This is a genomic window from Leucobacter japonicus (assembly GCF_001273855.1).
Classification (GTDB): domain Bacteria; phylum Actinomycetota; class Actinomycetes; order Actinomycetales; family Microbacteriaceae; genus Leucobacter; species Leucobacter japonicus.
The window spans coordinates 146,256-169,689 of the sequence record NZ_JHBX01000141.1 but is presented as its reverse complement, the minus strand read 5'-3'; the positions used below and the strand labels follow the sequence as shown (position 1 = coordinate 169,689).

General features: G+C 68.3%; 23 protein-coding genes. 11 read left to right on the top strand and 12 right to left on the bottom strand.

The window, feature by feature from the left end; all coding sequences use genetic code 11:
* Window positions 1-62: 62 nt before the first annotated feature.
* From AMS67_RS13880 to AMS67_RS17470, 4 genes are all read left to right on the top strand, one after another.
* Window positions 63-1,655 carry an acyl-CoA carboxylase subunit beta gene (locus AMS67_RS13880; RefSeq protein ID WP_053352549.1) on the top strand — a complete coding sequence of 531 codons (1,593 nt, stop codon included), beginning with the start codon at window positions 63-65 and terminating at the stop codon, window positions 1,653-1,655.
* A 10-nt stretch (window positions 1,656-1,665) separates the two neighbouring features.
* Window positions 1,666-1,992, top strand: a complete 327-nt coding sequence (locus tag AMS67_RS13875) for a hypothetical protein (RefSeq protein ID WP_241488091.1) — start codon at window positions 1,666-1,668, stop codon at window positions 1,990-1,992.
* Window positions 1,993-2,027: 35 nt separating this feature from the next.
* Window positions 2,028-2,720, top strand: a complete 693-nt coding sequence (locus AMS67_RS13870; RefSeq protein ID WP_053387899.1) for an NUDIX hydrolase — start codon at window positions 2,028-2,030, stop codon at window positions 2,718-2,720.
* A gap of 233 nt (window positions 2,721-2,953) precedes the next feature.
* On the top strand, window positions 2,954-3,967 hold the full coding sequence (locus AMS67_RS17470) for a hypothetical protein (RefSeq protein WP_156316683.1): 1,014 nt from the start codon (window positions 2,954-2,956) through the stop codon (window positions 3,965-3,967).
* A gap of 214 nt (window positions 3,968-4,181) precedes the next feature.
* Here AMS67_RS17470 and AMS67_RS13860 read toward each other — a convergent pair whose 3' ends face one another.
* Window positions 4,182-4,859 (bottom strand): class II aldolase/adducin family protein, encoded by a 678-nt coding sequence (locus tag AMS67_RS13860; RefSeq protein WP_241488090.1) that lies wholly within the window; start codon window positions 4,857-4,859, stop codon window positions 4,182-4,184.
* Window positions 4,852-6,498 (bottom strand): deoxyguanosinetriphosphate triphosphohydrolase family protein, encoded by a 1,647-nt coding sequence (locus AMS67_RS13855; protein ID WP_053387897.1) that lies wholly within the window; start codon window positions 6,496-6,498, stop codon window positions 4,852-4,854. Before AMS67_RS13855 ends, AMS67_RS13860 begins: the two co-directional genes overlap by 8 nt.
* A 59-nt stretch (window positions 6,499-6,557) precedes the next feature.
* Between AMS67_RS13855 and AMS67_RS13850 the strand changes: the two genes are divergently transcribed.
* Both AMS67_RS13850 and AMS67_RS13845 read left to right on the top strand, forming a co-directional pair.
* A complete protein-coding gene (locus AMS67_RS13850; protein WP_053387896.1) occupies window positions 6,558-7,115 on the top strand; it encodes a hypothetical protein in 558 nt (185 codons plus the stop codon).
* 106 nt (window positions 7,116-7,221) lie between these two features.
* Window positions 7,222-8,217: a diacylglycerol/lipid kinase family protein gene (locus AMS67_RS13845; RefSeq protein WP_053387895.1), complete on the top strand. Its 996-nt coding sequence runs from the start codon at window positions 7,222-7,224 to the stop codon at window positions 8,215-8,217.
* 42 nt (window positions 8,218-8,259) lie between these two features.
* Here AMS67_RS13845 and AMS67_RS13840 read toward each other — a convergent pair whose 3' ends face one another.
* The 9 genes from AMS67_RS13840 to AMS67_RS13800 form a co-directional block, all read right to left on the bottom strand.
* Window positions 8,260-8,928: a GntR family transcriptional regulator gene (locus tag AMS67_RS13840; protein ID WP_053387894.1), complete on the bottom strand. Its 669-nt coding sequence runs from the start codon at window positions 8,926-8,928 to the stop codon at window positions 8,260-8,262.
* A 114-nt stretch (window positions 8,929-9,042) separates the two neighbouring features.
* Window positions 9,043-9,825 carry a putative hydro-lyase gene (locus AMS67_RS13835; protein WP_053387893.1) on the bottom strand — a complete coding sequence of 261 codons (783 nt, stop codon included), beginning with the start codon at window positions 9,823-9,825 and terminating at the stop codon, window positions 9,043-9,045.
* 35 nt (window positions 9,826-9,860) lie between these two features.
* Window positions 9,861-11,177, bottom strand: coding sequence for an MFS transporter (locus AMS67_RS13830; RefSeq protein WP_053387892.1), 1,317 nt, complete (start codon window positions 11,175-11,177; stop codon window positions 9,861-9,863).
* A 118-nt stretch (window positions 11,178-11,295) separates the two neighbouring features.
* Window positions 11,296-12,171, bottom strand: coding sequence for a 5-oxoprolinase subunit C family protein (locus AMS67_RS13825; RefSeq protein ID WP_053387891.1), 876 nt, complete (start codon window positions 12,169-12,171; stop codon window positions 11,296-11,298).
* Window positions 12,168-12,794: a 5-oxoprolinase subunit B family protein gene (locus tag AMS67_RS13820; RefSeq protein ID WP_053387890.1), complete on the bottom strand. Its 627-nt coding sequence runs from the start codon at window positions 12,792-12,794 to the stop codon at window positions 12,168-12,170. Before AMS67_RS13820 ends, AMS67_RS13825 begins: the two co-directional genes overlap by 4 nt.
* Window positions 12,791-13,564 carry a 5-oxoprolinase subunit PxpA gene (locus tag AMS67_RS13815; RefSeq protein WP_053387889.1) on the bottom strand — a complete coding sequence of 258 codons (774 nt, stop codon included), beginning with the start codon at window positions 13,562-13,564 and terminating at the stop codon, window positions 12,791-12,793. The genes AMS67_RS13820 and AMS67_RS13815 overlap by 4 nt, the downstream gene beginning before the upstream one ends.
* A gap of 3 nt (window positions 13,565-13,567) precedes the next feature.
* Window positions 13,568-14,140: a thiamine pyrophosphate-dependent enzyme gene (locus AMS67_RS13810; RefSeq protein WP_053387888.1), complete on the bottom strand. Its 573-nt coding sequence runs from the start codon at window positions 14,138-14,140 to the stop codon at window positions 13,568-13,570.
* Between the two features lie 3 nt (window positions 14,141-14,143).
* The gene (locus AMS67_RS13805) at window positions 14,144-14,692 is read right to left on the bottom strand and encodes a thiamine pyrophosphate-binding protein (RefSeq protein ID WP_241488089.1); all 549 of its coding nucleotides are present in this window, start codon (window positions 14,690-14,692) and stop codon (window positions 14,144-14,146) included.
* 24 nt (window positions 14,693-14,716) lie between these two features.
* Entirely contained in the window at window positions 14,717-15,907 is a 1,191-nt protein-coding gene (locus tag AMS67_RS13800) for a pyridoxal phosphate-dependent aminotransferase (RefSeq protein WP_053387887.1), read from the bottom strand.
* Between the two features lie 105 nt (window positions 15,908-16,012).
* Here AMS67_RS13800 and AMS67_RS13795 point away from each other — a divergent pair, with 105 nt between their 5' ends.
* The 5 genes from AMS67_RS13795 (at window position 16,013) to AMS67_RS13770 (ending at window position 22,200) form a co-directional block, all read left to right on the top strand.
* Window positions 16,013-17,107 (top strand): carboxyl transferase domain-containing protein, encoded by a 1,095-nt coding sequence (locus AMS67_RS13795; protein ID WP_053387886.1) that lies wholly within the window; start codon window positions 16,013-16,015, stop codon window positions 17,105-17,107.
* A gap of 229 nt (window positions 17,108-17,336) precedes the next feature.
* A complete protein-coding gene (locus AMS67_RS13785; protein ID WP_053387884.1) occupies window positions 17,337-19,106 on the top strand; it encodes an acetyl/propionyl/methylcrotonyl-CoA carboxylase subunit alpha in 1,770 nt (589 codons plus the stop codon).
* Window positions 19,103-19,828, top strand: a complete 726-nt coding sequence (locus tag AMS67_RS13780) for a fumarylacetoacetate hydrolase family protein (protein ID WP_053387883.1) — start codon at window positions 19,103-19,105, stop codon at window positions 19,826-19,828. Before AMS67_RS13785 ends, AMS67_RS13780 begins: the two co-directional genes overlap by 4 nt.
* A gap of 52 nt (window positions 19,829-19,880) precedes the next feature.
* On the top strand, window positions 19,881-21,257 hold the full coding sequence (locus AMS67_RS13775; protein ID WP_053387882.1) for an aldehyde dehydrogenase family protein: 1,377 nt from the start codon (window positions 19,881-19,883) through the stop codon (window positions 21,255-21,257).
* A 205-nt stretch (window positions 21,258-21,462) separates the two neighbouring features.
* Complete coding sequence (locus tag AMS67_RS13770) at window positions 21,463-22,200, top strand: YceI family protein (protein WP_053387881.1); 738 nt, start codon at window positions 21,463-21,465, stop codon at window positions 22,198-22,200.
* A gap of 39 nt (window positions 22,201-22,239) precedes the next feature.
* Here the strand turns inward: AMS67_RS13770 and AMS67_RS13765 are convergent, their stop codons facing one another.
* The gene (locus AMS67_RS13765; protein ID WP_053387880.1) at window positions 22,240-23,433 is read right to left on the bottom strand and encodes a RimK family alpha-L-glutamate ligase; all 1,194 of its coding nucleotides are present in this window, start codon (window positions 23,431-23,433) and stop codon (window positions 22,240-22,242) included.
* Window position 23,434: the final 1 nt, after the last annotated feature.

Here is a 23,434-nt window from a genome sequence, read left to right as displayed (position 1 = left end):
TTTCGATTCCGTTGGAGAGGTTCGCGGGGCTGCGGCATGTCCCCCGCGCTAGGCTGGCATGCGTGACTGCAGAGAACATCGCACCCGCGACGACCGCCGACCGCATCGCCGATCATCGCCGCAAGTACCAGGAAGCCGTGGGCGATCGCGACGCCGCGGCCGCCGCCAAGCAGCACGCGCGCGGCAAGATGACAGCCCGCGAGCGCATCGCCGCGCTGCTCGACGCCGGCTCGTTCGTCGAGTTCGACAAGTTCGTGAAGCACCGTTCGCACGGCTTCGGCATGGAGCACACGCACCCGTTCGGCGACTCCGTCGTCACCGGCGCGGGCACCATCCACGGTCGCCAGGTCGTTGTCTACTCGCAAGACTTCACCACGTTCGGCGGTTCACTCGGCGAAGTCGCCGGCGAGAAGATCGTCAAGGCGATGGAATTCGCCCTCAAGACCGGCGCCCCCGTGCTCGGCATTCTCGACTCGGGCGGGGCCCGCATTCAGGAGGGCGTCGTCGCCCTGTCGAAGTACGCGAACATCTTCCGCCTGAACACGATGTGCTCGGGCGTCATTCCGCAGATCTCCATCGTGATGGGACCGTCAGCGGGCGGCGCCGTCTACTCGCCCGCGCTCACCGACTTCGTGATCATGGTCGACAAGACCAGCCACATGTTCGTCACCGGCCCCGACGTCATCAAGACCGTCACCGGTGAAGAGGTCGGGTTCGAGGAGCTCGGCGGTGCCCTCACGCACAACAAGACCAGCGGCGTATCGCACTACCTCGCGAGCGACGAGCACGACGCGCTCGATTACGCTCGGGCGCTCATCAGCTACCTGCCCGACAACAATCTCGCCGAGGCGCCGATCTACGACACGGAGACCGCGCTCGAGATTACCGACGCCGACCGTCGTCTCAACACGCTGATTCCCGACAGCCAGAATCAGCCCTACGACATGCAGGTCGTCATCGAGGCGATTCTCGATGGTGGCGACTTCCTCGAGGTGCAGCCACTCTTTGCCCCGAACATGCTCATCGGTTTCGGCCGCGTCGAGGGCCGCACCGTCGGCATCGTCGCCAACCAGCCGGCGCAGATGGCGGGCACTCTGAACATCGACGCCAGCGAGAAGGCCGCACGCTTCGTGCGCTTCTGCGATGCGTTCTCGATCCCGATCCTCACGCTCGTCGACGTGCCGGGCTACCTCCCGGGCACCGACCAGGAGCTCCAGGGCGTCATCCGCCGCGGCGCGAAACTGCTCTACGCGTACGCGGAGGCGACGGTGCCGCTCGTCACCATCATCACCCGTAAGGCCTACGGCGGAGCGTACATCGTGATGGGCTCGAAGCAGATGGGCGCCGACTTCAACATCGCGTGGCCCACCGCCGAGATCGCCGTCATGGGTGGTTCGGGTGCCGTCAACATTCTCTACCGCAAGGAACTGGCCGCAGCTGCGGAACGCGGTGACGACGTCGAGGCCCTGCGTGCAGAACTGACCGCGAAGTACACCGCCGATGTGACGTCGCCGTTCCTCGCGGCCGAGCGCGGCGAACTCGACAACGTGCTCGAGCCCGCCGGTTCGCGACTCGCCGTCATCAAGGCGCTGCGCGGCCTGCGCGGCAAGCGCACCGAACAGCCCGCCAAGAAGCACGGCAACATCCCGCTGTAAGCGAGCACCCATGGCCAAGCACGCAGCACTCTCAGATGTTCCCGCGGACGACGCTCCGGTGGACGGCGCCTCGGCGATCCTGCCCCCGGATGCGGCCGCACGCGACGCCGCCAAGCGCGACGAGCTCGCCGACGACGATCTGCTGCACGGCAGCGATATCCGCTTCGTCACCCGGCAGGTCAGCGATGCCGAGCGCGCCGCGATCGTCGCGGTACTCACCCAGGTGCGCGGCGAAGAATCTCAGCAGGTCAAGCGAGTATCGCGCCGCGATCGCGAGCCGTGGTCGCGCTCCCAGCGCGTTCCCGAGGGCATCTTCGATCTGCTCGCCGAGGGCTGAACTGCGGCTCTCCGTGCCCCTGTAGGGTGACGAGTATGCCCCGTACCGCCGCCGACGCCGAGAGCGACCTGCGCGCGCTGCTCGCTCGGCCGGTCGCCGCCCCCATCGACTACGTGCCCCAGGGCGCGCCAGGGGCACGACCGTTGCGGCGATCCGCCGTGCTCGTACTTCTGGGCACGCTCGACCGCGCGCCCGCCGCTCACGGCGCCACGACCGTGCCCGCCGAACTCGACGTGCTGCTGACCCGCCGCGCCGACAGTATGCGGCACCACGCGGGACAGATCGCGTTTCCGGGCGGCGGCGCCGAGCCCGAAGACGTTGACGCGGCGGCCACTGCGCTGCGTGAAGCCGCTGAAGAAACCGGCGTCGACCCGAGCGGCGTCGACGTGCTCGGCCAGTTGCCGCCCGTGCACATCCCCGTCAGCAACAACCTCGTGACCCCGGTCATCGGGTGGTGGCGCCACCCCAGTGCCGTCGCCGCAGACCACGCAGAATCGGTCGAGGTATTTCGTGCACCCGTCGCCGAACTCCTCACACCGACCGCTCGTGGCACCTCCGTGCTGCGCCACGGCAGCACGACGTATCGCGGCGCGGCGTTCTCGCTCGGCTCTCACCTCGGCGGGCACCTCGTGTGGGGCTTCACCGGCATGGTGCTCGCGAGCCTCTTCGACGAGCTCGGCTGGGCAGTGCCGTGGGATGCGTCGCAGGAGTTCCCGGTCGCGCCGTAGGCCGGGCTGACTCCCGGCGCTTCTTTCGTCGAGCCCCTCTCAAGTCGCCCAGCCCCTCCATTCTGCCCGCGCATTTGGCAGGGGCTCGGCAACTTTGGAGGGGCTCGCGGTCGCCGGTGAGCTTGCAATACGGCTGCGCCGACGAAGCGCTCACAGGCGCCGCAGCTCCCCGGTTCATCCACATTCTGCGAATTCAGACAATGGAGGCTTTCGCAGTGCGATTCACTCGGACGATGGAGGCACCACACCGCATCGCACTCATCGAGGCTTCGATCACTTCAATCGGCGCACATCTCGATGCTGGAGTTTCTCGCCGCGAACTCGCACGGCTGCTCCATACAGGGGTGTGGCATCGAATCGGGAAGGGATACGTCGTTGAAATGACGACGTGGGCGAACTGTTGCGTGGAACAGAGCCACCTTGCCCGCGTGATCGTGGCGGCAAAGGAGTCCCGTGGAGTCCCAATCTTTTCGCATCAATCAGCCGCGGCACTCCTGGGTTTGCCATTCTGGGGCTGCACCGATTCGCCCCCGCACGTTATTTCATTGTCTGCCCACGGACGCAGCGATTCTCTCGTACGCCATGAGCTCGACGTTCCAGAGGGCGACATCACCGAATCTTGGGGGTTCGCACACACCACCCCGAACCGCACCCTCGTCGACCTGTCGATGCTGTCTCTCGCTCCAGAAAGTCTGGTCGCCACGGCAGACGTCGTGCTCGGGAGGAGTGCGCGGTCGGGGCGACATGTTGACAGTGACGCTGCTGGGCAATGGCACGAAGAGATGGCTGCGCGCACGCTCGCTGCGGCTGGGAAACGCGGAGTTCGATTGCTTCGCACCATCGTTGATTTCGCGGACGCCCGCGCAGATTCACCCCTCGAGAGCGTCAGTCGCTGGCGTTTTCACGAGTTCAACATTTCCGTTATACCCCAGTTCGAGGTGCCCGCACGCAACGGCGGCTGGTACTTCGTCGATTTCTTTCTCCCCGATCATGGCGTGTTTGGCGAGTGTGATGGACGGACCAAGTATCTCGACCCTGCGCTTCGAGGAAATCTCAATGTGGGCCAAATGGTGCTTCAAGAAAAAGATCGCGAAGATTGGCTCGCGGCGACAACGAGCAGCCGGTTCATTCGGTGGGGCGCCCGCGAAGCGTGGACTGCACGACGCTTCGGCTCCATGCTGACGGCGTTTCGAGTCCCATTCACGACCAAGGTCCCTCGTTCTCGATTGTTGACCCATGCGGAATAAATCAACAGCGACCCCCTTCTTTCTCGCCGAGTCCCTCCAAAGTTCGCGGGCACATCGGAGGGGGTCGGCGAGAAAGGAGGGGGTCGGCGAGAAAGGAGGGGGTCGGCGCGAAAGGAGGGGCCCGGCGGGGCAGGCGGGCACGCGCGGGGCCGGCGGGCACGCGCGGGGCCGGCGGCAGCGGCGGCAACGGCAGCCGCCAGCCGCCAGCCGCTACCTACGCGTGGGTCGCGGAGTCGTCCGGGAAGACCGTGTCCGTGTCGCCGAGCTGCAGCGCGAGCGCGGTCGCCTGCGCCGCGTCTTCGAGGTTGAGCGCGCGCCGGTACGCCATCTGCACGTCACTGGCCACGACCGAGCAGCCGTGGTGCTGCATCACGACGCAGTCGTGATCGCGCAGCGCCTCGCCTGCGGTGTCGGCGAGCTCATCCGTGCCGTTGTGGAAGAAGGGGGTGACCGCGATTTCGCCCAGGTAGTACGCGTGGTCGAGGGTGAGGCGGCGGATCGGCCGCCCGAGACTGGCCAGCACCACGGCGGTGCGCGGGTGCAGATGCAGCACGCACTCGGCGTCGGGTCGCGCACGGTAGGCGCGGTGGTGCAGTTTCCACTCGCTCGACGGTTCCGGCCCGACGTCGACGGGTGCACCGGTCTCGTCGTCATCGAGCGTCAGCAGGGCAAAGCTCTCGGGGGTGAGGCGATCCAGCCAGCTGCCCTTCGCGGTGACGAGGAACTCGCGATCCGACACCCGCACCGACAGATTGCCGGCGCTCGCCAGCACGAGCCCACGACCGACAGCGTCTCGGCCGACCTCGATCAGTTCGGTGATGAGGCGGTCGCGGTCGCGAACCTGCGACGCGCGCACCTGCGGCGCGCGGGCTTCGCGCGGGGACTTACTCACTGGTGGTTCCTCCGGTCAGGGCTCGATGGGTGATGACGGCCTGCTGATCACTCAGCGAAGCGACGTAGTCGAGAATCGCGCGGGTGCGCCCCTGTCGGCGCATGCCGGCGTCGCTGGTGTCGCCCATGAGCAGCTCGGGCCGGTCGCGACGCACGGCGAACCCGGCGTCGGTCGCGACCTCCGCCCACTCGAGCAGGCGGCGGGGTGCGCGCCCGGCATCGTCGCGGTCGGCGAGCCAGGCGTCGAAGCCGAGCACGAGCTGCTCGACGACCTTCGCCCGCCCGCGCTGCGGCTGGCCGAGCTCGGGTCGCTCGAGCACGAAGTGGGCGTGCACGAACTTCAAAACCATCACCTCATGCCAGGCCTGAGTGTTCAGGCGCACGTGTCCGCTGCGCACGTGCGGCCGGTCTTCGACGACGATGGAGGTGCGGAGGTGGTCGATCCAGCGGCGGGTGAAATCGGAGACGGATCGCTCACTGTCGATGCCCCCGTCGTACGGGGCGGCGAGGAGCGACTCCCCCACCTCTTCGCTGACGCGGCGCACGGCGGCGCGGAACGCGTCACGGTCGGCGATCCAGCCGTCTTTCGCGTGGAGTCTGCGCCACAGCAGTTCGAGCGAGATGCCGGGCCTACGCCACTCGGCGAGGAGCGCGTCGTCGGCCTCTGCGGCGAGCGCGCCCGAGCGGTCGAGCCAGGCGCGGAACTCGCCGGCGACCGACGACTGCTGCAGCACTCCGGCGCGGGTGAAGTCGTCGAGATCGTGCACGGCGTAGGCGATATCGTCGGCGAGATCCATGACGGCGCACTCGACGGTCTGTACCCCGCTGCCGATCGCCGTGAACGGCAGCAGCGCGGTCTCCATCTCGACGTGGTCGAGACTGTACACGGAGAACTTCTCGGCACCGCCCACGGAGTCGATGCCGACGCCGCGGGGGCGATCCGGCGCCGCGACCGCCGCCTCGGTGACACCGACCCACGCACTCCGCGTCCAGGGGTACTTGAGGGTGGCAGCGCGAGTGGCTGCGGTGAGGTTCAGACCAGGAAAGTCGCGGCCGAGCGTGTCGAGCTGGGTGAGGATGCGGAAGCTCTGCGCATTGCCCTCGAACCCTTCAGCGAGACCGAGCTGCTCGCGGGCGACCCGGTCGAGTACGCGCTCGCCGAGGTGGCCGAACGGCGGGTGCCCGAGGTCGTGGGCGTGGGCGGCGGCCTGCGCGACGATCGTGTCGCATCCCCCGAGCCGGGTGACGGTCGCACCGACGGCGTCATCGTCGGCGCGATCGCCCCGCACGAACGCGGCGTGCTGCGCGGCGCGACCGGCGAGCTGGGCGGCGATGACACGCGCGACCGCACTCACCTTGAGCGAGTGGGTGAGGCGGTTGTGCATGACCGGGCCGACACCCGACTGCGGCACGACCTGCGTGACGTCGGAGAGGCGAGCGAAGTACGAGGAGAAGCGGATGCGCTCGAGATCGACGCGATACTCCTGAGGCTCGGCGGCGGGCCCGTCGGCGTCGGCCGGCCACTGCGAGTCGGTGATGCCGGCGGATCGGTGCTGCGACGACACGTGTTCGATGTAGCGGCGCCCCTCGCGGCCGGCACCCGTTTCCTCGGAAATCTCGACACCCTCCACGACCTGCATGCCCTTATTCAAGCACGCACCGCCCCGGTACACTGAGCGCAACGTCGAAAGGGGCCTCGATGACTGACGGCAATCGCACCCGGGCCGAGAACGTGCCGGCGATCGAGCGTGCGACGGGCCGCGATTGGGGGGCCTGGGTCGCGCTCTTCGAGGCGCAGGGAGCGGCGACGCTGCCCCACGGCGAGATCGCGAAGATCGCGCGGGCGGCAGTCACCGACGATCTGAAAAACCCCGACTGGTGGGCGCAGGGCATCGCGATCGCCTACGAGCAGCACGCCGGCCTGCGGGTGCCGGGCCAGTCATCGACGGGCACGTTCCGAGTGAGCGCCAGCCGCACGCTCACGCTCGACCGCGACGCCGCCATCGAGGCGTGGACCGCAGCCCACGGCGATCGCACCGAACACCTCGGCCACGCTCCCGGCGATCCCAGGCCCTCTCGCACGGAGAAGCGCAGCTTCTGGCGCTTTTCGCTCGACGGCGCCGGCAAGGTCGAGATCTCGGCGACGCCGAAGGGCGATGACAAGGTGATTCTCGCGGTGAGCCAGGACGGTCTGGCCGACGGCGATCGCATCGAAGAGTGGCGCGCGCATTGGAAGGCGCTGCTCGCCGCACTGTGAGGCTTCCCTCCGCTTGCCGGGTTCAGGCCCCGCGCTCGACCCATCGCCCGCCGACTCGTTCAGTTTCCCGAATCCCTCGTCACCCCCGCACACGAAAGCAGGCACCATGGTCGCGCAGCGCATCGGCATCGTCTGGAATCCCTCGAAGGTCTCTGAGCGCGAGTTGCGCACGGCCTGGGACGACGCGGTGACTCAGTTCGACGGCCCACGCCCCGATGCGTCCTGGTTCGAGACCTCCCCAGACGATGCCGGGCTCGGCGCGACAGCCGCCGCGCTCGCCCGGGGATGCGACGTGGTCGTCGCCGCAGGTGGCGATGGCACGGTGCGGGCCGTGGCCGAGGCTCTGGGTGATTCCGGATCGCCCGCCGCCGACCTGGGCGTCGTGCCGCTGGGCACGGGCAACCTGTTGGCGCGCAACCTCGGGATTCCGCTCGGCGACGCGCGCGCGGCATTCACCCGGGTGCTCACCCGCGAGGCGACACCGCTCGATCTCGGCCGCGTGCGGTTCACGCTCGCGAGCGACGGCGACGGCGACGGCGAGGGCGACGACAGCAGCGACAGCGAAGAGCAACAGCATGGCTTCGTCGTGATGGTCGGCTTCGGCATCGATGCGCAGATGATCGTGGAGACCGACGACGAACTGAAGGCAAAGGCCGGCTGGCTCGCCTACGTCGAGTCGCTCGGGCGCGCGGCGTCGGGCGCGGAGGTCGTGGAGTTCTCGCTCGCCCTCGATGGCGAGGCACCCCAAACCGAGCACGCCCACACGCTGCTGATCGCGAACTGCGGGTCGATTCAGGGTGGCATTACCCTGCTGCCCGACGCGCAGCCCGACGATGGCCGACTCGATCTGCTCGTGCTGCGTGCGGCTGACGCCGGTGCCTGGCTCGACACGATGCGCAATTTCGTCTGGCACAACGGCCTGAAGCGCATGTTCACACAGTCGACCGCGGCCGAGAGCACCGAGTCGACGGAGCACTTGCAGGCGCGTCGCGTCTCGGTAGTGCTGCCCGAGGCCCGTGCCTTCGAGATCGATGGCGACGATATCGGCGAGGTCACCGCGTTCACGGTCGAGGTGCTGCCCGAGGCATTGCGGGTGCGCTGATCGGCGACGGCGACGGCGCGCGCTGCGTCGCCCCGCAGCAGGTCAGGGCAGGTCGTTCGCCTGTTCGAGCAATCCCTCGTGCCCCCCGAGCACGTGGGCGAGAATGGCCGCTTCGAGCGCTGCGGCGTCACCCGCGCGCAGCGCGGCGATCATGTCGCGGTGCTCCGACTCCGCCCGCGGGCGGCCGCCCGAGTTGTGCACGTACATGCGCGAGTAGGGTTCGAGCAGGTAGTAGAGGCGCGAAACCGCGTCGTACCTGATCGGGAGTCGCGCGAGACGGTACATCTCGAGGTGCATCTGGAAGTTTTCTTGCGACCAGTGGTCGGGGTCTGACGCCCCCGTGCGCTCGATTTCGTCGACCCGGCGTTCGAGGTCTTCGAGGTCGGCGCGCGAGATGTTGCGCACGATCTCGGTCGCGAAGCTCGGCTCGATGAGCGCGCGCAGTTCGTAGATCTCTTTGATGCGCTCGCGGTTCAACGCGGTGACGGCGGTGCCGCGCCGCTGGTCGTGCTCGAGCAGGCCTTCAGAAACGAGCGTGCGCAGTGCCTCGCGCAGCGGAATGCGGCTCACCGCGAATCGTTCGGCGAGCTCGACCTGCGAAAGCCGCTCGCCCGGGGCGTAGAGCCCGTCCGCGATCGCATTACGAATCACGTGCGCGATGTCGTCCGGGCTGACGCCGTTGGCGGGTGTCGATGCGGATTTCTGAGGCACGATTACTTGTATACACGATGTTTGAGCGCCGGATCGCCCACGCGGCAACGGAGGTGCATCAATCGGGGCACTGGAGCACCCCAATAGGCCACCACCTGCCTCATCGCGCGATCGTCATCGAGCCGGGGTGACGCGGTGATCGAAGACGAACATGTGCCCGGCGGCGTGCGTGATCAGCGTGTGCGAGCGCAGGTGCGGAAGCACGAGCTGCGGGGTGACGCCGCAGGCCCAGAACATCGGCACCTCGTCGGCGTGAACCTCTGGCGCCGGCCCGAAATCGGGGGTCGCGAGATCGGCGATGCCGAGCTCGGCGGGGTCGCCGATGTGCACCGGAGCCCCGTGGCCCGTCGGAAAACGCGAGGTGAGCGCGGTGACTTCGTCGACGAGTTCGGCCGGGAACGAGCGCATACTCACCACGAGTGGCCCGGCCACGCGGCCCGCCGAAACGGTTTCGCGGTCGGTGAGGTAGACGGGCGGCGCCGGGGATTCCGCGGAGACGCGCAGCGGCAACCCTGCGTCGAGCATGGGCCCCTCGAACGTGTGCGAGCAGCCGAGCAGGAAGCCGACGAGGTCATCGCTCCAGTACTCGCTCACGTCATGAGGTTCGGCGACGAGCTCGCCGTCGCGCCACACCCGGTACTTCGCGATGTCGGTGCGCACGTCGGCGTCGCCGCTTTCGAGCGACACGATCGGGTCGCCGGGCTCGGAGACGTGGATGATCGGGCACACCTGCGGATTGCGCACGCAGAACAGGAGGAACTCGAACGCGTCTGCCTGGGGCAGAGCGACGAAGTTCGCCTGCTGCACGCCTGGGAGCAAACCCGCGGTGGGCTGCTTCCACGCGCCGCTGCGGATCAGGCTGCGGAGCTGGTGTGCTGAGGTGATGTGCTCGTTCATGGAGAGTCTCCGATCTGACGACCCGAGCGGGTCACTTAGTGGTGCTCGAGTTCGGTCGTCGCGGTTTCGCGCAGACGGGACACGGTGAGCAGACCGACGAGCGCAGCGAAGACCAGGATGAAGGCGGGAATCAGCAGGTTGCCGGTGCTCTCGATCAGCGACGTCGCGATCAGCGGAGTGATGCCGCCGCCGAGGATCGTGCCGATGTTGAACGCGAGCGACATGCCCGTGTATCGCACCGAGGTCGGGAACTGTTCGGTGTAGGTCGGGTAGCCGACCGCCTGCACGATGGGCATCGGCAGTGCGAGCATGAACATGCCGGCGATGACGAGCGGCACACTGCCGACTCCCATGAGCAGCATCATCGGGATGACGAGCACAGCGTAGCCTCCGAAGCCGACGGCGAGCACGCGCTTGCGCCCGAAGCGGTCGGACGCGGCACCCGCGATGGGCATGAGGAATGCCATCACGAAGCTGATGCAGGCCATGGTCCAGTACACCGTCGTGCGCGGCACCTCAAGGTACTGGGTCATGTAGATGTTCATGAAGACGAAGCCGACCCAGTAGCCGGCGTTCTGACCGAAGGAGACGAGAATCACGCGGATCACGGCACCCGGGTGCTGGGTGAGCACGGTCTTCAGCGGTGCCTTCGGAAGCTGATCCTTCTTCTTCAGCTTCTCGAACTCATGCGCTTCGGAGAGGGTGGAGCGGATCGCGATCGAGAGGATCACGAGCGGGATCGACAGCAGGAACGGGATGCGCCACCCCCACGAGTTCATGATGTCGTCTCCGAGGATCGCGGTGGTGAGACCAACGGCAGTGGCGGCTGCGGTGCCACCGAATGCGACACCCATCGGGGTGAACCCGCCGAAGAAGCCGCGGCGGCCGACCGGAGCCGACTCGGCGACGTAGGTGGCGGCACCGGTGACCTCGCCGCCGGCGAAGAAGCCCTGCGCCATGCGCACGAGCAGCAGCAGGATCGGAGCCCAGATGCCGATCTGCGCGTGAGTAGGCAGTACGCCGGTGATCGCAGTGGCGACGCCCATACCGATGACGGTGGTGAGCAGCACGGCCTTGCGACCGACCAGGTCTCCGAGGCGGCCGAGCACGATTCCGCCGATGGGACGCACGACGAACGAGACGCCGAAGACGGCAAGCGTCGAGATCAGTGCGATGCCCGGGGCCTGCTCGGGGAAGAAGAGCGGGCTGATGATCGCGGCCAGGTAGCCGTAGACGCCGAACTCGTAGTATTCGATCGCCGTGCCGATCAGGGCGGCGATGGCTGCCTTGCGCGACTTGCGGTCGGTCAGTGGACCGATGGCAAGCGTCGCGGTGGATGGTGATTGTGACATGGGATGTTGACTCCTTCGTCAATGTAGCTCGAATCTCCAGTGGATTCGAGCGCTCGGGGTACGGGCGTGTGTGTTGCGTGGGATGGGACGGGTGGAACAGGGGTACTGCGGACTGAAATCAGGGGTGGGGCCGGAACCGGACGCGCGCTCCGGGGCGCACCTGGGCGAAGCGGCCGAGATCGTGCTCGTCGACGACGCCGATGACGGGGTACCCGCCGGTGACGGGTCGATCGGCGAGAAACACGATCGGTTGGCCCGACGGCGGGATCTGAATGGAACCGGTCATGATGCCTTCGCTGGGCAGCGTGCCGTCGCCGCCGCGGAGTCGCGCGCCGTCGAGACGAGCCCCGACGCGGTTGGTGTCGTTCGAGACGATCCACTCGGTGCGCAGCAGCAGTTCGCGGTCGGCAACGTCGAACTGGGCGTCGCGCGGCCCCCAGCGGAATGCGATCTCGGCGCGTGCCGAGGGGAGGGAGACGTCGGGGTGCACCGAGTCGGCCGGATCTCGTGCGTCGCCGAGTTCGAATGCGTCGCCCGCGGTGAGGCGGGAGGGCCCGATCCCCGAGAGCGTGTCGGTCGAGGCGGAGCCGAGCGTCCGTGCGGCGTCGATACCGCCGGAGACCGCGAGCACGGTGTAGAGCCCGCGCGAGGCCTCGCAGATGTCGATGCGGGATCCGCTCGGCGCCAGGAAGCGCTCGGGCTCGGTGACCCGAGCTCCGTCGATCAGCACAGCGGCGCGAGCACCGCTGACGGCGCACCAGCGGTCAGCGCTCACCCGGAACGACAGGCCGCCCAGCAGGCTTTCGAGCACCGGCGCGTGCGGGTCGTTGCCGAGTCGACGGTTCGCGGTCTCGAGTGCACGGCGGTCGACTGCCCCTGACGGCGAGACGCCGTAGTGCACGCTGCCGAGTCGTCCACCGTCTTGCACGGTGGTGGACGCTCCGGCATCGACGATCTCAATTCGGGCGCAAGCAGGCAGGGAAGCGGCGGTCACGGCATGGCTCCGATCGGTTCGAACACGATGGTGTCGCCGACCGAGAAAGGGGTCGGCGGCTCGTCGGCGAGGTTCCAGGAGACGAAGTCGGTCTGCCCGATGAGATGCCAGCCACCCGGAGTTCCGCCGGGGTACACGACGCTCTGCAGCGCCGCGACGGCCACCATGCCCGCGGGGATCGACTTGCGGGGGCTCGAGCGTCGCGGCAGTTCCAACCGTCGGTCGGAACCATCGATATAGGCGAATCCCGGCGCGAATCCGAAGAACGCGACGCGGTGCGCGCTCTCGGCGTGCGCGCGCACGAACTCGGCTTCGCTCATGCCGCACAGCCCGGCTGCCTCGGCCAGGTCGGCTCCCCCGTAGCGCGTCGGAATGATGTGCGTACGCGGCGTGCGCGGCGCTGCCGTGGCCAGATCGGAATCGCCGGTCGCCGCGCGTTCGATCGCGACGCGCAAGGCCGCGACCAACTGTTCGGAGCGGGCGACGACGAGCACACTGCGCGAGGCCGGCACGGCGTACTCGACGAGCGGGCCGCCCCGCAGGGCGAGCACCCGCTCAATCGCCGCAACTCCGTCGAGTTCGACGAGCAGGCCGCGAGTACCGGCATCGAAGATCTGGGTCATCGAGGCCCCCCGATCCCGACCAACTCGATGCCCGCCTCGCGGAACGCAGTGCTCAGCGCGGCGGCGCTTGCACCGGCACCCGGCGTGTCGCTGTGAATGCAGACGGATCCGGGAGCCACCGGGAACGCGAAGCTCGCTCCCGACACCGTGCGCACGGTTCCCTCTTGCACCATGCGCAGGCTGCGCTCGACGATCTCGTCGGCATCGGTCACCAGGGAACCGGGCGTGCCGCGCTTTGCGAGCAGGCCCTCATCGGTGTACGCGCGATCGGCGAAGACCTCGCAGATCGGGGTCAGGCCGGCACGCTCCGCGCGCGTCCAGACCTCCGTGCCCGGCTGGCACAGAATCGGGCGGTCGGGGCCGGTCGCTGCCACCGCATCCACGAGCGCCTGCGCATGTACCTCGTGCCGTGCTGCCGTGTTGTAGAGGGCACCGTGCGCTTTCGCATAGGTGACGGCACCTCCTGCCACCCGAGCGAACACCTCGAGCGCCCCGATCTGGTAGACGAGGTCTGCCCAGAGCGTTTCGGCGTCGGCATCGATGAACCGACGGCCGAAGCCCGCAAGGTCACGGTACGAGACCTGCGCGCCGATCGCGACCCCGCCGCGGACCGCGCGGTCCGTGATGCTGCGAATGGTCGCCGGATCACCGGCGTGGAACCCGCAGGCGACATTGGCGGCGGTGATGTGCTCGAGCAGCTCCTCATCGGCCCCGAAAGACCAGGCGCCGAAGCCCTCGGCGACATCACTGTTGATCGCGATCGACGACATGACTCAGATCCGCCCGGTGAGCCAGGACTGGAAGCGGTGCCCGTGCACGACGGGGTCGATGAGCAGCAGCTTCGCGTTCGGAATGTTCTCGGGCGAGATCTTCGCGTGGATGAACCAGGGACCGGGCTCGGCGGCAGCCTGCTCAAGCGCTGCGGCGAACGACTCCTGGTCGTTCGCGCGAAGCACCTTGAGGCCCGAGGCCTCGGCGATCGCACCGAGATCGATCTTGGTCGCCTGCGTCGGAATCGCCCCGGTCGAGGCGTAGACCGAGTTGTCGAGCAGGGCGATGACGAGCTTCTCGGGTGCGAGGTAGCCGGCAGTCGCCGCAGCGTTGAGGTTCATCAGGAGCGAGCCGTCACCCTCGACGACGTACACGCGATCGACCGCGGTCTGATCGACGGCGAGCGCGAGGCCCGTGCCAACTGAGATCGCGAGCCCCATGGCGTCGAGCAGGTACAGATGGTTGTCGCGATCGGCGACGTTCGCGAGCTCGCGGCTGGTCGCGGCGCAGGTCGCCACGACGGGTGCGTCGGGCGTGCGATCGACGAGGATCTCGAGTGCTTCAATGCGCTTCATCGGTTATGCCTTCGCCTTCTCGTCGCGGTGGTCGAAGAACTCCATGAGCACGACGACCGGCCGGTAGGTCATGCGGGCGTGATTGCCCGCTTCGCGCACGGTCGCGCCCCAGTCCTCGGCGGAGTTGCGCCGATCGACGGTGAAGACCGGAATCTGGGTGCTGCGCAGCAGCTCGGGTACGGGTGCCGAGATGGAGTGGATCATCGAGTTGTACTCGCCGAGGCCGCCGCGCGTGTTCGCGACGATCAGCAGCGGCAGGTGGTACGAGACGGCGAGCGTCGTCAGCGCGGTGAGCGCGTTGCCGAAGCCGTTGTCTTGCATCACGAGCACACCGAACTTGCCGGCGAAGGGGTAGGCGCCCATGACACCGATCGCCTCTTCCTCGCGCGAGAGCGGGTAGACCTGCTCGAGATCACCGGCCTCCCCGTGCGCGACGAGGGACTTGATGATGGGGGCGATGCTCGCACTCGGCACGAAGCCGACGCCGTCAGGGGCGAGCGCGAGGATCGCCTGCACCACTTCGGCGTGGCGGTCCTGGGTGATGGTGGTCACTGGGAGTCCTTTCTGAGGATGGGGTTACTGCTGAGAGAAGGCGGTGCCGATGCGGGCGAGACCTTCGCGGAGGTCATCGATGTCGCAGGCGTATGAGATGCGGAAGGAGTGCGCACCGTGTTCGGGATCGAACGCGGTGCCCGGAACGACGGCGACGCCGTGGTCTTCGAGCAGACGCATCGCGAGCTGCTGGGCGGGCTCGGCGGTGCCGGCGTCGTAGCTGACGTAGAAGTAGAAGGCACCATCGGGGTCGGCGACGCGGATACCGGGAATGGCGCGCAGAATCTCGAGCCCCGCCGCACGACGCGTCTCGAACGACCGGCGCATCTGCTCCGCTTCATCACGCGCATCGCGCAGTGCCGCCGCCGCACCCGGCTGCAGGAATGTCGGCGCGCACACCGTGGTGTACTGACGCACGCGAAGTGCCGGCGTGACGAGTTCACGGGGGCCGGCGAGCCATCCGAGACGCCATCCGTCCATCGCAAACGCCTTCGCGAATCCGCCGACGACGAGCGTGCGCTCGCGCAGCGAGTCGCGCGCTGCGGGCGACTCGTGCACGGCGTCTCCATAGACGAGGTCCGCGTAGATCTCATCGGAGAGCAGCACGATGTCGGTGCCCGAGAGCATGTCTTCGATCGCGGAGATGTCTTCGCCGGTCAGCACGCCGCCCGTCGGGTTGTTCGGCGTGCAGATCACCACCATGGCGGTGCGTTCGGTGATGGCGGCGCGCAGCGCCTCGGCGTCGAAGCGGTAGCCGTTCGCCGCGTCGAGCGGCACCGCGACCGGGGTGGCTCCGACCAGCTTCGCGCAGGCTTCGTAGTGGGCCCAGGCGGGAGTGAGCATGACGATCTCGTCGCCGGCCCCGCAGTAGGCCATGAAGCTCAGGAAGACGGCCTCGTTGGCCCCGATCGTGACGAGCACTTCGCCGTTGGGGTCGTAGCGCGTTCCGCGCCGGTCGGCGAGGTACGTCGCGATCTCCCCGCGCAGCTCCGCCGTGCCGGGGTTCGCCGAGTAGTGCACCTCGCCGCGATCCAGCGACGCCGATGCGGCGGCTTTGGCGACCTGCGGGGTATCGAAGTCGGGTCGGCCGATCTCGAAGTGAAAGATCTTGCGGCCCGAGGCTTCGAGCTCGGCGGCGCGATCGAAGATCGCGCGGATGGGCGATGGGGCGATCTCTGCCATACGCGAGGCGGTACGACGCTGCAGCGCAGTCATAGTCCTTCTTTCGTGAACCGGCACTCCTTCGTGAGTGTCACGGACCATGTATACAGTGTATGCTTCGTATAAGTCAAACCCCGACACCGATGCATAGGAGCACGAATGCACGAGTCAGCCGACACGTCCGCAGGTCCGGGCGCCATCGACGCACCCCTCGAGAACTGGGCCGCAGCGCTGCTCGGAACCGATGCGATTCCGTTGGCCGCCAACGCGCTCAGTGCCGCCTGGACCGGCAACGTCGCCGACACCCCCGTCGTGCTCGTCGTCGAGCGCGGCACCGACGCCGACCCGCTTTCGGCCCACCGCGCCGTCGATTTCGCCACCCGCACCGGCACTCCGCTGGTGACCGTCCTCATCGACGGCGGTGCGCTGCCGGTCAGCGGGCAGCTCGCCTCGGTGCATCTGCTCTCGGGCGTCGTGCCGCACCTCGCCATCGAGACCGGCAGGCGAACGACCAACGGCCGGCTGCGCGCCGCAGCCGCCGATTTCTCGACCGCGGTGACGGTGGAACGCGAGGTCGACGCTCCTCACTTCTCGCAGGATCACGACGCGGTCGAATGGGTCGCGTCGATCCTGCGACGACTCCCGGCGAATCGCACCCTCCCCGCCCCGATCGGAGCGACGCCCGCAACCCGGGTGAGCGATCGCTCGCTCGCGGGAACAGAGGATCCGGTGACCGTGATCGACCGCGTCGTCGACGACGCCGCGACGGTCATCACGGCCGCGTCCGCGGCCCTGCAGTGCGGCTTCGCTTCCCTCGACGGTCACACGATAGGCACGATATCGAGCACCACGTTCGCCGGAGACGGGGCGGTCTCGGCCGGAGATCTGCGCGCCACCGCTCGTTTTCTCTCCTTCTGCGATGCCTTCCGGCTCCCGGTGATCGCAGTGCTCGACGTTCCGGGCCTCGACCCGGAAACGGGGGGCAGCGCAGTGAACCCGCTCGCTCGGGCGCTCGCGGAGGCCGCCATTCCGATCGCCGCACTCATCACCCGCCGCCTCGGCGCGCCACTGCGCGACCTGCTCGGCGATCCCGAACTGGTGCCTGAGCTCCTCGCGTGGCCCGACACCGTCATCAAGGAGGCGCGCACGATCGACGCGACGCGCACGGCCGACGAACTGCTCGCCGCACTCGTCCGGTGGAGCGGCATCGACGCCCCGGTGCCGGCCCGTCGCAATGCGGTGGCCGCGAGATGATGCGCGCACTGCACGGGGCGCGTGTCACCGGGCATCCGAGCGACACCGAACTCGCCGCACTCTTCGTCGCACTCGGCCACCGCCTGGCGGCCCCGACGACGCGAGGCACCGCACCTCCCGAGGCCGCCGCACCGCCGAGACGACCTCTCGCCCGCCGTCGCTGGCGACACGACACCGCACGCCCTCACATTTCTCTGCACACCTCACCCAGATCGGAGCCGATCGAGCGATGACGTTCCTCACGCACCCGAGCCGCCCACTCCCCCAGAAGATCCTCATCGCGAACCGCGGTGAGATCGCCGTCCGCATCATGCGCGCCTGCGCCGACCTCGGCATCGCCTCCGTCGCCGTGTACTCGCCGAGCGATCGCGACGCACTCCACGCCGAGCGGGCTGATGAGGCGTTTGCCCTCAACGGCGACGCTCCCGAGCAGGGCTATCTCGACATCGACCAGCTCCTCGCGGTCGCGCAGCGCGCGGGCGCCGATGCGGTGCATCCCGGCTACGGCTTCCTCGCCGAGAACGCCGAGTTCGCCGAGCGCGTGCTCGCCGCGGAGCTCACCTGGATCGGTCCGTCACCCGACGCGATCCGTCGTCTGGGCGACAAGTTGCAGGCCCGCGCGCTGGCCGCGGAGGTCGGGGCTCCGCTTGTGGCCGGCACTCCCGATCCGGTGACCGGTGTCGACGAGGTACTCGCTTTCGTCGACGCTCACGGATTGCCCGTCGCCATCAAAGCGGCCTACGGCGGTGGCGGCCGCGGCATCAAAGTCGTGCACGATCGCGCCGAGGTCGCCGAATCGTACGACTCGGCCGTGCGCGAGGCGATTGCGGCGTTCGGCCGCGGCGAGTGCTTCGTCGAGACCTTCCTCGCCACGCCGCGCCACGTCGAAACGCAGTGCATCGCCGATGTCGATGGCAATGTCGCCGTGATCTCCACGCGCGATTGCTCGTTGCAGCGACGCAATCAGAAGGTGGTCGAGGAGGCCCCGGCACCCACGATCACCCCGGAGCAGCTCGCCCGACTCGAGGCGTCGAGCGCTGATGTGCTGCGCGCTGCGGGGTACGTCGGCGCAGCCACCTGCGAGTTCCTCGTCGACGGCGACCGCGTGACCTTCCTCGAGGTCAACACGCGCATTCAGGTGGAGCACCCGGTGAGCGAGGAGGTGAGCGGTGTCGACCTGATCGCGTCGATGATCGCAATCGCTTCCGGCGCACGCATCGAGTCGGTGCCCGAGGTGCGCGGCCACTCCCTCGAATTCCGCATCAACGCGGAAGACGTCGCGGAAGACTTCGCGCCGGCCCCCGGCACGCTCACGCGCGTCGAGTGGCCCAGTGGACCCGGCATCCGCATCGACACCGGTTACCGCGCGGGCGACACGATTCCGACGCACTACGACTCGCTGATCGCGAAGCTCATCGTCACGGCCGAGACGCGCGACGCGGCGATCAAGCGGGCCAGACGCGCCCTCGCCGAAACCGTGATCGACGGTGTGCCGACCACGCTCGACTTCCACCGCCGCATCGTCGACGAGCCCGTGTTCGTCGACGACGACGGGCGCGATGTCTACACGCGCTGGATCGACACGCACTACGCGCACTCCGGTGCGCCGACAGCCGCCTCGACCCCCGGCTCCGCCGCCCGGCTCACGCGCATCGTCGCCGAGGTCGACGGCCGGCGTCTCGTCGTCGTACTCCCCGAGGTCATCGGGGGCGCCGCCGCTTCGGCAGCCGGCGACACCGACTCGGCGCTCGCCGCTGCAGACACCCCGACCGCCGCTGCGGCCGACGCGGTACGGGCCGGCATGGGCGGCACCGTAGTGCGCGTCGCCGTCGCCGATGGCGACCGCGTGACGGCCGGCGACACGCTCGCCGTCGTCGAAGCGATGAAGATGGAGCGCCCCGTGCGCGCACCGCACGATGGGGTCGTCTCCGAACTCGCGATCGCGATCGATGAGCAGCTGCAATCGGGATCGGTCATCTGTCGGGTGGTCGCCGCATGAGCGCGGAGACGGCAGGGGCAGCGGAGGCCACCGTCATTCCGATCCCGCGCCCGACGCTGCTCGACGTGCACGGATCATCGTCGCGATTCCCCGTGCGCCGGGTCTACTGCGTCGGTCGCAATTATGCGGCGCACAGTCGAGAGATGGGCCACGATCCGGATCGCGAACCGCCGTTCTTCTTCACGAAGCCGGCGGATGCGATGATCCCGTGCCCGGAGTCAGGCACCACCGACATCGCGTATCCGCCTGCGACCGACGACCTGCACCACGAGATCGAACTCGCGGTGGCGATCGGCGCCACCGTCGTCGATGTCTCGGCATCGGACGCTCTCGCAGCCGTCTGGGGGTACGGCGTCGCGATCGACCTCACGCGCCGCGATCTGCAGGCCGATGCCAAGGCGCTGCGGCGCCCCTGGGACCTCGCCAAGGGCTTCGATCAATCCGGGCCCATCAGCGCACTCGTCGCCGCAGCCGACATCGGGCACCCCGCAGACGGCTCGATCGTGCTCGACGTCGATGGCGAACGCCGGCAAACGGGCGACCTTTCCCAGCAGATTTGGTCGGTGGCCGAGGTCGTCGCCGAACTCTCGCGGTCGATCACGCTGCAACCGGGAGATCTGATACTCACCGGCACCCCGAGCGGCGTCGGTGCCGTCGCCCGTGGGTCGCGGATCACCGCCGCGATCGCGGGGGTCGCCGCTCTCGACTGCCGTCTTGTCTAGCTCTCGCACCGCTCACCCGACCCCACCGTTCCCGTTCCTCGAAAGGACCCGTATGCCCATCACCACCGTCAACCCGACCACCGGCGCGCTCGAGGCCGAGTTCCCCGCCATCGACGACACCGAGGTTCGCCGTCGCGTCGAGCTCGCTCGCGCGACCTACGACGAATACCGCACGACGTCGTTCGCGGAACGCGCCGCACTGACCCGTCGTGCTGCTGACCTCATGGAAGCCGACGCCGAAAGCCTCGCCGAGCTCATCACGCTCGAAATGGGCAAACCGATTGCGCAGTCGCGCGGCGAGGTCGCGAAGTCGGCGGCCTGCCTGCGCTACTACGCCGACCGCGCCGAGGGCTTCCTCGCCCCGGAGCCCCTCGCCGATCCGGCCGTCGTGAACGCAGCGCAGGCGTACGCCACCTACCACCCGATCGGGCCCGTGCTGGCCGTCATGCCCTGGAACTACCCGATCTGGCAGGTCATCCGCTTCGCCGCCCCCACCCTCATGGCCGGCAACACCGCGCTGCTCAAGCACGCCTCGAACGTGCCCCAGGCGGCGCTCTACCTCGATGACCTCTTCCGTCGGGCCGGGTTCCCCGAGGGTGCATTCCAGACCCTGCTCATCCCGGCGTCGAAGGTCGACGCGATCATCCGCAGCGCCGAGGTCGCCGCGGTCACGATCACCGGTTCGGAGCCGGCGGGTCGCCAGGTCGCACAGGCCGCCGGTGAATCGATCAAGCCCTCCGTGCTCGAGCTCGGCGGATCGGACCCGTTCATCGTCATGCCGTCGGCCGACCTCGACGGAGCCGTCGCCACCGCCGTCGCATCGCGCACGAGCAACAACGGTCAGGCCTGCATCAACGCGAAGCGCTTCATCGTGCACGCCGACGTCTACGACGTCTTCGTCGAGCGCTTCGTCGCCGCGCTCGAGTCGCTCGTGATCGGCGATCCGTTCGACGCGGCGACGCAGGTCGGCCCGCTCGCCACCGAACAGGGGCGTCAAGACGTGATCGAGCTGGTGGAGAACGCTCGCGAGCACGGCGCCGCGATCTTGACCGGTGGCGAAAAGGTCGGCGAGCAGGGCTGGTTCTACCGCCCAACGGTCATCGCCGACATTCCGACGTCGGCGGAGATTCGCGTCGAGGAGTGCTTCGGGCCCGTCGCTTCCGTCTACCGCGTCGACTCGATCGATCAGGCGCTGAGCATCGCCAACGAGACCCGGTTCGGTCTGGGTTCGGCAATTTGGACGGAGGACGACGCCGAGATCTCGCGCGCGATCTCCGAGCTCGACGCCGGGGCGGTCAACGTCAACGGCATGACCATCTCGTACCCCGAACTGCCGTTCGGCGGCGTGAAGGCATCGGGCTACGGGCGCGAGCTCTCGGCCGCGGGCATTCGCGCGTTCTGCAACCAGAAGACGGTCTGGGTGCGCTGAGTCGGTCACTGTCCCCAGCTGCGGGTCCGGCGTCGCACGAGCGATGCCGGACCCGTACGTCATGCACGCCGGGCGATCCCGCAACCCAACGTCAGACGTTTGCAGGAGTTTCCCACGTTTCCCAGAGGCTCCTCATGAAGTGCGCTGTCATCTTGGAATTCCATCGACCGCAGCGCACCCCACTCGCGCAATGTCAGGAGTCACTGTGAAGAAGTCCCAGAAGATCCTTATCGGCGTCGGAGCCGGCGTCATCGCCCTCGGCGTCGCGGCGGCCATCGCCGGGCCGATGATCTACCGAGATGTCATCGCCGCTCCCGCGGCCGACACCCCCTCACTGACCGCGAGCGAGTCGACGGAGTCCACCGACTCCAGCACCGCCGATGACAATTCCGCAACCGGCGCGCTCGATGCGACCGCCCTCGCCGGCGCCTGGAGCGTCTCCGACGGCTCCGAGGCCGGCTACCGCGTCGACGAGGTGCTCAACGGCACCGACGTCACCGTGACGGGGCGCACCGACGACGTCACGGGCACCTTCACCATCGGCGACACGGGCCTCACGCTCGACGCCGCCGAGCTCACCGTCGACGTCGCCTCGATCGCCACCGACAGCAGCAACCGCGACGAGTACTTCCGCTCGCAGGCGATGAACGTCTCCGAGTTCCCGACGGCCACGTTCACGCTCACCGATCCGGTGACCCTCGACAGTGCACCGGCATCGGGCGAGGTCGTCAAGACGCAGGCGACGGGCGAACTGACCCTGGCGGGCAAGACGCAGACCGTCACCGCTGAGATCGAGTTGAAGAGCGACGGCACGACCGCCGAGATCGCCGGCTCGATCCCGATCACGTTCGCCGACTTCGGCGTCGAAGCACCGAGCCTCGGGTTCGTCTCGGTCGAAGACAGCGGTTCCGTGGAGTTCCAGCTCACCGCTGCGAAGTCCTAACCACTCGCCCCCGAGCAACGGCCCGGGAGCTCGCGGCGATCACCCGTCGGCGAGCTCCTGGGCCGCTTTCGTCAGCTTGCGCACCCGGGCACGGCGGCGCCGGCGCTCGGGAATCATTGACCGCATCTCATCGAGGCGACCGAAGCACAGCAGCCGGTCTTCGGCTTCGAGCACCACGTGCTTGCGGGGGTTCGGGATCACTTGCACCCCGCGGTGCAGCGTCAGCACGGTGACGTCACGGTCCCACAGCCCCAGTTCGCCGAGCGTCTTGCCGACGTGCTCCGAGCCGTGCATCGTGAGCTCCGCAACGCCGTAGGCCGTCGAGACACTCAGGCGCTGGCGCACGTCGATCTCGGGGAAGTCGACCTGATTCGCGATGAAGTCGATGATCGCGCCGGCCACGTCGAGGCCCGTCGCGCTCTCGATGCCCTGCAGCCCAGGCGACGAGTTGACCTCCATGACTAGGGGCCCTTCGTCGCCCTCGAGCATGTCGACGCCGGCGACGCGCAGCCCCATGATCTGAGCCGCACGCACGGCGGTCTGCTCGTAGGCAGCATCGAGCTGCACGGCTTCGACGGTGCCGCCGCGGTGCACATTCGACCGGAATTCGTCACCGGCCGCGGTGCGGCGCATCGCCGCGACCACACGGTCGCCGACCACGAGCGCGCGCACGTCGCGGCCGCGGCTCTCTGAGACGAAGCGCTGAATGAGCACGTTCTGGCGCGTCGAGTGCAGTGTCTCGATGATCGCCTCGGCGACCTTCACCTGCGGGGCGAGAATGACGCCGATACCTTGAGTGCCCTCGAGCAGCTTGATGACGACCGGGGCGCCGCCGACGCTCTCGATCGCCGGGCGCACGTCGGCGCGGTTGCGCACGAACGCCGTCGCGGGCATCTCGATGTTGTGCTTCGACAGAATCTGAATGGCGCGCAGCTTGTCTCGAGCATTGGCGATGCCGTTCGCCGTGTTCGGCGTGTACACGTCCATCTGCTCCAGCTGCCGCACGACCGCGGTGCCGAAGTAGCTGATCGAGCTGCCGATGCGCGGCAGTACCGCGTCGTAATCGCTGAGCTGCTTGCCGCGATAGAGCAGGTCGGGCTCTTCTCCGGCCAGGTCGATCGCGAAGCGCAGAGTATTGAGCACGCGCACCGTGTGACCGCGCTCGAGGGCCGCGGCCTGGAGCCGCTGAGTGGAGTACGCCTGCGGGGCGCGCGAAAGAATCGCGAGTTTCACC

Coding starts and splice junctions, on each gene's coding strand:
- AMS67_RS13845 (WP_053387895.1), top strand. CDS start 7,222: ATGGTCGCGCAGCGCATCGGCATCGTCTGGAATCCCTCGAAGGTCTCT.
- AMS67_RS17470 (WP_156316683.1), top strand. CDS start 2,954: ATGGAGGCACCACACCGCATCGCACTCATCGAGGCTTCGATCACTTCA.
- AMS67_RS13785 (WP_053387884.1), top strand. CDS start 17,337: ATGACGTTCCTCACGCACCCGAGCCGCCCACTCCCCCAGAAGATCCTC.
- AMS67_RS13810 (WP_053387888.1), bottom strand. CDS start 14,140: ATGAAGCGCATTGAAGCACTCGAGATCCTCGTCGATCGCACGCCCGAC.
- AMS67_RS13835 (WP_053387893.1), bottom strand. CDS start 9,825: ATGAACGAGCACATCACCTCAGCACACCAGCTCCGCAGCCTGATCCGC.
- AMS67_RS13830 (WP_053387892.1), bottom strand. CDS start 11,177: ATGTCACAATCACCATCCACCGCGACGCTTGCCATCGGTCCACTGACC.
- AMS67_RS13795 (WP_053387886.1), top strand. CDS start 16,013: ATGCACGAGTCAGCCGACACGTCCGCAGGTCCGGGCGCCATCGACGCA.
- AMS67_RS13815 (WP_053387889.1), bottom strand. CDS start 13,564: ATGTCGTCGATCGCGATCAACAGTGATGTCGCCGAGGGCTTCGGCGCC.
- AMS67_RS13870 (WP_053387899.1), top strand. CDS start 2,028: ATGCCCCGTACCGCCGCCGACGCCGAGAGCGACCTGCGCGCGCTGCTC.
- AMS67_RS13820 (WP_053387890.1), bottom strand. CDS start 12,794: ATGACCCAGATCTTCGATGCCGGTACTCGCGGCCTGCTCGTCGAACTC.
- AMS67_RS13855 (WP_053387897.1), bottom strand. CDS start 6,498: ATGCAGGTCGTGGAGGGTGTCGAGATTTCCGAGGAAACGGGTGCCGGC.
- AMS67_RS13850 (WP_053387896.1), top strand. CDS start 6,558: ATGACTGACGGCAATCGCACCCGGGCCGAGAACGTGCCGGCGATCGAG.
- AMS67_RS13875 (WP_241488091.1), top strand. CDS start 1,666: ATGGCCAAGCACGCAGCACTCTCAGATGTTCCCGCGGACGACGCTCCG.
- AMS67_RS13800 (WP_053387887.1), bottom strand. CDS start 15,907: ATGACTGCGCTGCAGCGTCGTACCGCCTCGCGTATGGCAGAGATCGCC.
- AMS67_RS13780 (WP_053387883.1), top strand. CDS start 19,103: ATGAGCGCGGAGACGGCAGGGGCAGCGGAGGCCACCGTCATTCCGATC.
- AMS67_RS13775 (WP_053387882.1), top strand. CDS start 19,881: ATGCCCATCACCACCGTCAACCCGACCACCGGCGCGCTCGAGGCCGAG.